Raw genomic sequence first — 6,312 nt, 5'->3', positions numbered from 1 at the left:
CGGCGCATCGCGCTCGACCGTCACCCCCTCCACGCCGAGCGCCGAGGCCAGGGCGACGATCTCTGCCTCCGCACTTGGCGGCGCGTCCCAGGCCAGCGACATCGGCGCGAGGCAGGGGCTCCCCGAAGCGGCCTGCAAGACCTTCGCCATCTTCAGCCGGGCCGCGATGCTCGCTGGCGCGAACACCTGCCGGAGTTCAGTCGAAAGCCCTGGCCAGTTGGTCAGCTCAGGATCGCCCAGCGCATAGCAGCTGGCCGCTTGGACATCCGCCGCGCCCACGCCCATGTGGGCCAGCAGGTCGAAGGCGGAGTCACCGATCCGGTCGGCCGGGACGCCGAGCGCATCGCGCAGGAAGCCGTCGCCGAGCACCGGCGCTGTGAAGGCGTCCGAGAGGTCGTCCGCGCCCGCCAGTGCGATCTCGACCGCCTCAAGTTCGAGGTCCGTGAAGCCAAGTTCGCCGAGACGCTCGAGGTCTAGACCAGGCGCCTCCTGAAGGGTGCGGGTCCCGAACAGGTGACGGTCAGCCTGTGACAGATCGATCCCGCCAGCGCGCAGCGCCTCTGCAGCCTCCGGGGCCAGGACGGGAAAGATCTCGCCATCCGAAGTCTCAGCCACGGAAACGACAGCACCCGCCGGCCCTGGGCCCACCGAAAGGGCTCCCAGGCGCAGCGTTGTTTCCGGGTCCAGGTCGAAGCCAGCCACCTCGCGCATCCCGGCATGACTGACGGCGCCAGTGGCGGCGTCGACGATCCGGCTCACCAGCGAGGCGGCCAGCGACCGCGCCGCCTCGCTGTCATAGGCAAGGCCCTCACGGCGAATGATCTCCGAAAGGCCGCACGGCACGAGCGCGATCGCCTCGTCATCCGCTTCCGCCGCCAGCGCGACGGACCAGAGCCGCGCCAGAGCTTCAATGGCCTGGATGTCGGGCGCGCCATCGTGGCCGCGAAGGGCGGCCAGGTTGAGAGCAGCGACGGGCGCGCCGGCGCCGCCTCGAACCGCTTTGGCCGCCTGGTCTGAGAAGCAGACGATCAGGTCCGGGACGGCCGAAACGGCCTCAAGCATCGCTGTGTCAGGCCGGTCGACCACGAGAAGCGCAGCCGGCGCCCGGGAGACCGGCGCTGGCCCGCTGAAGCCGACGCCAATCCCGACCAGCGCCCTTTGCAGGTCGATGTCGGACGCGCCAGCGGCCCTGGCGGCCCGCATGGCCCGCGCGAGCGCCGGATTCTGTCGGGGGTCGGCGCAGTTGGGGCGCGGTCCCTCGCAGCGGTCCGCCGCATCGCGAACCTCGCGGAGCCGATCGCCGAGCGCCAACTGGGCGCGCGCGGCGCGCTCGGCCGCGAACCAACGGTCACGATGCGCCTCAAGCCTGTCGACGGCGTCGGGCTCGGACAGTCGGATCAGCGGTCCCAACGTCGGGCGGCGGCCGCCCGGGGCAGCCAGACCTGACAGCAGGGTAGCGGCCAGCTCTTCGCCGAAAAGGTCGAGGTCCTCCGGTAGGATCAGACCCCTGGAAAGAGCTGCTTGTGCGGTCTTTCTGGCATGGGCGTCCACCGCCAGGAGGAGAGGTTCGCCCCCTGACCAGTCCAGCCAGGCTTCGAGCCGCGCGGTCGTCCATCCGGTCGGCGCCTCGATCTCGCACAGACGACCAGAATGCTCGACCTGCCTCGGCGACAGGGCCGGGCGTTGGTCGGGCAGACTGAATCGGGGCTGCAGACGCAAAGGATCGGCTCCGGTCGGCGTAGGCGGCGACGATAGTCCTCCCCGTGCCGCTATCCAATAGATGTGGGGCTGGGGGAGCCAACGACCCACAAGATATCGCGCAGAGTGGCGATGCCGGTCTGGATGGACGGAGCCGGAGCCGATCTCTATATTCGCGCCGATTTCGTCTCCCGGAAACGCGCGTGTTCGACAAGATTTTCAGCTGGTGGAGCGGCGCCACGATCGGCACCCTGTTCACCGTCCATCGCCGTGGCCGTCTGGTCGGTACCGATGAGTTCGGCAACCGCTACTTCGAGTCACGGGACACGAGCAGCTATGACGGCCGCCGTCGCCGGTGGGTTCTGTACAAGGGCTATGCGGACGCCTCGAAAGTGCCGCCGGACTGGCACGGCTGGCTTCACTACACGTTCGACCTGCCGCCGACCGAGGAGCCTTTGCCGCGCAAGGCGTGGGAGCGCGAGCACATGCCCAACATGAGCGGCACGCCGCTGGCCTGGCGTCCGCCGGGTTCTCTGGCGCGCGAGGGCGAACGTCCGGCAGCGACGGGCGACTACGAGGCCTGGAGGCCCGAATGAGCCGCCCGCGCTGGGTCGCGAGCGGAGCCCTGGCCGCGGTCCTGGTGGCCGGGCTGGCTGTCGCGACGCCCGCGCCGGTGCCCCCCGCGGATCCGATCGGCGATGTGATCGCCCGGCCCACGCAGCCGCCGCCGGGCGAAGAGGTCCCGCCGCCGCCTCCGGGCGAGGTTCCCAACGTCGTCCGCCCCGGACCCACCCCGCCGCCCGAGGAACTCATCGTCGACGTCGAGCCGATCGAGGTCGCTGAGGCGGAGGAGGAGGCCGAAGAGGTCGAGGAGACGCCGCTGCCCGAGGCGCCGCCTGCGCCGCAGCTGCCTCGACAGCGCCGCCAGGTCGCGATCATCCAGGCGCTGGACAAGGTCACCGCCGAGACGATCCGCTTCGAGGCTCCGGTCGGCCAGCAGCGTCGCTGGCGAGGGCTGGTGTTCCGGGTGCGGGCCTGCGAGTCGACGGCGGAGGACGAACCGCTTCGTGACTCGATCGCCTACCTTGAGATCCGGTCCCAGACCCAGACGCGAGACGGCCGCGCGAGTTCGCGTCAGATCTTCCAGGGCTGGATGTTCGCCTCGGCGCCGGGTCTGAACCCGATCGAGCACAATCTCTATGACGTCTGGGTGATCTCCTGCCAGACGCGCGAGCCCGAGGCGCCGACCTCCAGACGGTAAAAGTCCGCGTCCAGTGTGACGGCCCTGGCGAGACGTCCGCGATAGTCCGCGCGTTCGATTTCGACCGCACCCAAGCCCTCCAGGTGCGGTGTCTGGAACTGAACGTCCAGCAGGCCGAATCCGCCCGCCTTGAGCCGGGCGATGAGATGAACGAGCGCCACCTTCGAGGCGTCGCGCGCAAGCGAGACCATGCTCTCGCCGAAAAAGGCGCCTCCGAGCGCGATGCCGTAGAGGCCCCCGCAGAAATCGCGCCCGCGCCAACATTCCACGCTGTGGGCGAAGCCGGCCTCGTGTAGCGCGAGATAGAGTTCGCGGATCGCGGGGTTGATCCAGCTGTCTTCGCGGCCCGGGCCGGGCGCGGCGCAGGCGTCCAGAGTGCGTTCGAAGTCGCTGTCGATCCGGACCTCGAACGGGTCGGCCCGGACGGTTCGGCCCAGCCTGCGCGGCAGGATCGGCGCCTCCAGCGGTATGACGCCGCGCTCCGGCGGGTCGACCAGGTAGATGGTCGGATCATCGCGGCTTTCGGCCATGGGGAAAACCCCCACGGCGTAGGCCCCCAGCACCTCCTGAAGGGAGAGGCTGGTCATCGGACAAGGCCTAGCTCTGGCGGGCGGCCCACTTTTCGAGCCAGTGGATGTCGTAGTCGCCCGACAGGATGTCCGGCTCGGCCAGCAGCTTCTGGAAGAGCGGGATGGTGGTGTCGATACCGCCGACGACCATTTCGCCCAGGCTGCGCTTGAGGCGCGCGATGCACTCCTCACGGTCGCGGCCGTGGACGATCAGCTTGCCAATCAGGCTGTCGTAATAGGGCGGGATCGAATAGCCGGCGTAGAGCGCGCTATCGAGGCGGACGCCCAGGCCGCCCGGCGCGTGGAAATCGTCGACCAGTCCCGGCGAGGGCGTGAAGGTCTTCGGGTTCTCGGCGTTGATGCGGCACTCGATCGAGTGCCCCTCGAAGACGATGTCGTCCTGGGTGAACGAGAGCGGCAGGCCCGCGGCGATGCGGATCTGCTCGCGCACCAGGTCCACGCCCGTGATCATCTCGGTGACCGGGTGTTCGACCTGCAGGCGGGTGTTCATCTCGATGAAGAAGAACTCCCCATCCTCCCAGAGGAACTCGATGGTGCCGACGCCGAGATAGCCGATCTTCTTGATGGCGTCGGTGACGGTCTTGCCGATCTTGGCCCGGCCCTCGGCCGACAGGGCCGGGGAGGGGGCCTCCTCCAGGATCTTCTGGTGGCGGCGCTGGAGCGAACAGTCGCGCTCGCCCAGGTGCACGACGTTGCCGTGGCTGTCGGCGATCACCTGAATCTCGATGTGGCGCGGCTTCTGGAGATAGCGCTCCATGTAGATGGCGCCGTTGCCGAAGGCGGCCGTGGCCTCGGTCTGGGCGGTCTGGACAGCCTCGACCAGCTTGTCTTCGGACAGGGCGACCTTCATGCCGCGCCCGCCGCCGCCGGCGGCCGCCTTCACGATCAGGGGAAAGCCGATGGACCTGGCCGCCTCGATGGCCGCCTCGACCGTCTCGACCTCTCCGTCGGAGCCGGGGACGACGGGAATGCCCGCGTCCTTGGCCGTCTGCTTGGCGGTGATCTTGTCGCCCATGATCCGGATGTGATCCGGACGCGGACCGATGAAGGTCATGCCGTGGGCTTCCACGATCTCGGCGAACTTGGCGTTCTCCGACAGGAAGCCGTAGCCCGGGTGGATGGCCTGGGCGCCGGTGATCTCGGCCGCGGCGATGATCGAGGGGATGTTCAGATAGGAGCGGCCGGCCGGAGCTGGACCGATGCAGACGCTCTCGTCGGCGAGGCGCACGTGCATGGCCGAGCGGTCGGCCTCGGAGTGCACCGCCACGGTGGAGATGCCCATCTCCTTGCAGGCGCGGTGGATACGGAGCGCGATCTCGCCCCGGTTGGCGATGAGGACCTTGTCGAACATGGCGGCGTCCTACTCGAGCAGGAGCAGGGCTTCGCCGAACTCCACCGGTTGCGCGTCGCCGACCAGCACCTCCAGCACCTTGCCGTCGCGCGGCGCAGTGATCGGGTTCATGGTCTTCATGGCCTCGACGATCAGCAGGGTCTGGCCGGCCTTGACCGTGTCGCCCGGCTTCACGAACGGATCCGCGCCCGGCGTGGCTTGCAGATAGACAGTGCCGACCATCGGCGACTTGACCTCTTCGCCCATGCGCGGCGCCGGGCCGGCCGGGTCGGTCGACATGACCGGCGCGCTGGCGGGGGCGGCGGCTGGAGCAGACTGCGGCGCCGGCGCGGCCATCATCGGGGGGGCAGCATGGACGATCTGCGGGGCCGCCTGGCTGGTACGGGCGACCCGAATCCTGAGCTCGCCGCGCTCGACCTCGATTTCGGTGAGATCAGTGTCGTTGAGAATGCCGGCCAGCTGGCGGACCAGCTTGGCGTTGATCTCGACCTCGGCGGGCTTGGCGGGGGGTTTCGGCGCCGGCATGGGCAGCTCTTCCTTGAGTTGGGGCTCGGTTTCTAACGTCCGGCTGACGAGAGACGCATAGCCGCCTCCACCGCCAGTTCATAGGACGCCAGGCCGAAACCCGAAATGACGCCGGCCGCGACCGGCGAGACGAAAGACACCTGACGGAATTCCTCACGGGCCGCCGGGTTTGACAGATGACACTCGACGATCGGAATGGACAGGGTCCGAAGGGCGTCCAGCAGGGCCACGGAGGTGTGCCCGTAGCCGGCCGGATTGATGACCAGGGCCGAGGCTTTCTGGCCGGCCTCCTGAACCCAGTCGATCAGCTCGCCCTCGTGGTTCGTCTGCCGGAAGACGATGTCCGAACCTCCGGCCCGGCGCTCGCAGGCCGCGCGCACGTCCTCGAGGGTGTCGGACCCGTAGACCTCGGGCTCCCGGCTTCCCAGGAGATTGAGGTTCGGGCCGTTGAGGACATAGATGGGTCTGGCCATAGGCTCCCGGCCCGTCGAAAATCGGCGGCCCTTGTATCGTTGGCAGGCGAGCGTCACAAGCGCGCCGACCTCAGGAAAGTTGACTTAACGGCATGCGGATCACCCTGAACGGCGACGACCACGACACCGAGGCCCGGACCATCGCCGATCTGGTGGCCGAACTAGGCCTCGACATCCGCAAGGTCGCCGTCGAACGAAACCTGGAGCTGACGCCCCGGTCCCTGCACGCGACCACGCCGGTGGAGGAGGGGGACCGCATCGAAGTGGTGCAGTTCGTCGGCGGCGGCTGACGCGTCGTTATCCTCCGGCTCTCGCTCGGAGATTGGGGAGGGCGGTGGAGCGCCGGGCCTTCGCCCGGAGACCGTATGGGTTGTGTGTTTCGGCAAAGGAGACGCTCCGCCGCGGATGTTTTCC

At 68.8% G+C, this 6,312-nt stretch carries 7 protein-coding genes and 1 pseudogene; 3 read left to right on the top strand and 5 right to left on the bottom strand.

What is annotated here, in order from left to right; all coding sequences use genetic code 11:
- A pseudogene (locus Q0M60_RS05655) lies at positions 1-1,719 on the bottom strand (hypothetical protein); the annotation flags it as partial.
- 182 nt (positions 1,720-1,901) lie between these two features.
- Here Q0M60_RS05655 and Q0M60_RS05650 point away from each other — a divergent pair.
- Positions 1,902-2,294 carry an NADH:ubiquinone oxidoreductase subunit NDUFA12 gene (locus Q0M60_RS05650; protein WP_296817060.1) on the top strand — a complete coding sequence of 131 codons (393 nt, stop codon included), beginning with the start codon at positions 1,902-1,904 and terminating at the stop codon, positions 2,292-2,294.
- On the top strand, positions 2,291-2,959 hold the full coding sequence (locus Q0M60_RS05645; RefSeq protein ID WP_296817057.1) for a DUF2155 domain-containing protein: 669 nt from the start codon (positions 2,291-2,293) through the stop codon (positions 2,957-2,959). Before Q0M60_RS05650 ends, Q0M60_RS05645 begins: the two co-directional genes overlap by 4 nt.
- Here Q0M60_RS05645 and aat read toward each other — a convergent pair.
- The 4 genes from aat to aroQ are packed head-to-tail and all read right to left on the bottom strand — an operon-like array spanning position 2,896 to position 5,898.
- Positions 2,896-3,546, bottom strand: coding sequence for a leucyl/phenylalanyl-tRNA--protein transferase (aat, locus tag Q0M60_RS05640; RefSeq protein WP_296817055.1), 651 nt, complete (start codon positions 3,544-3,546; stop codon positions 2,896-2,898). The two genes, Q0M60_RS05645 and aat, sit on opposite strands and share 64 nt — an antisense overlap.
- A gap of 10 nt (positions 3,547-3,556) precedes the next feature.
- On the bottom strand, positions 3,557-4,900 hold the full coding sequence (gene accC, locus Q0M60_RS05635) for an acetyl-CoA carboxylase biotin carboxylase subunit (protein WP_296817052.1): 1,344 nt from the start codon (positions 4,898-4,900) through the stop codon (positions 3,557-3,559).
- Between the two features lie 9 nt (positions 4,901-4,909).
- On the bottom strand, positions 4,910-5,425 hold the full coding sequence (gene accB, locus Q0M60_RS05630; RefSeq protein WP_296817050.1) for an acetyl-CoA carboxylase biotin carboxyl carrier protein: 516 nt from the start codon (positions 5,423-5,425) through the stop codon (positions 4,910-4,912).
- Positions 5,426-5,457: 32 nt separating this feature from the next.
- Entirely contained in the window at positions 5,458-5,898 is a 441-nt protein-coding gene (gene aroQ / locus Q0M60_RS05625; RefSeq protein ID WP_296817046.1) for a type II 3-dehydroquinate dehydratase, read from the bottom strand.
- A gap of 92 nt (positions 5,899-5,990) precedes the next feature.
- Here aroQ and thiS point away from each other — a divergent pair, with 92 nt between their 5' ends.
- A complete protein-coding gene (thiS, locus tag Q0M60_RS05620; RefSeq protein ID WP_296817043.1) occupies positions 5,991-6,188 on the top strand; it encodes a sulfur carrier protein ThiS in 198 nt (65 codons plus the stop codon).
- Positions 6,189-6,312: the final 124 nt, after the last annotated feature.

This window comes from Brevundimonas sp. (assembly GCF_024711105.1).
Lineage (GTDB): Bacteria > Pseudomonadota > Alphaproteobacteria > Caulobacterales > Caulobacteraceae > Brevundimonas.
The sequence above is the reverse complement of the archived record's forward strand: the minus strand, read 5'-3'. Positions and strand labels throughout refer to the sequence as shown.

Coding starts and splice junctions, on each gene's coding strand:
- Q0M60_RS05645 (WP_296817057.1), top strand. CDS start 2,291: ATGAGCCGCCCGCGCTGGGTCGCGAGCGGAGCCCTGGCCGCGGTCCTG.
- aat (WP_296817055.1), bottom strand. CDS start 3,546: ATGACCAGCCTCTCCCTTCAGGAGGTGCTGGGGGCCTACGCCGTGGGG.
- accC (WP_296817052.1), bottom strand. CDS start 4,900: ATGTTCGACAAGGTCCTCATCGCCAACCGGGGCGAGATCGCGCTCCGT.
- accB (WP_296817050.1), bottom strand. CDS start 5,425: ATGCCGGCGCCGAAACCCCCCGCCAAGCCCGCCGAGGTCGAGATCAAC.
- aroQ (WP_296817046.1), bottom strand. CDS start 5,898: ATGGCCAGACCCATCTATGTCCTCAACGGCCCGAACCTCAATCTCCTG.
- thiS (WP_296817043.1), top strand. CDS start 5,991: ATGCGGATCACCCTGAACGGCGACGACCACGACACCGAGGCCCGGACC.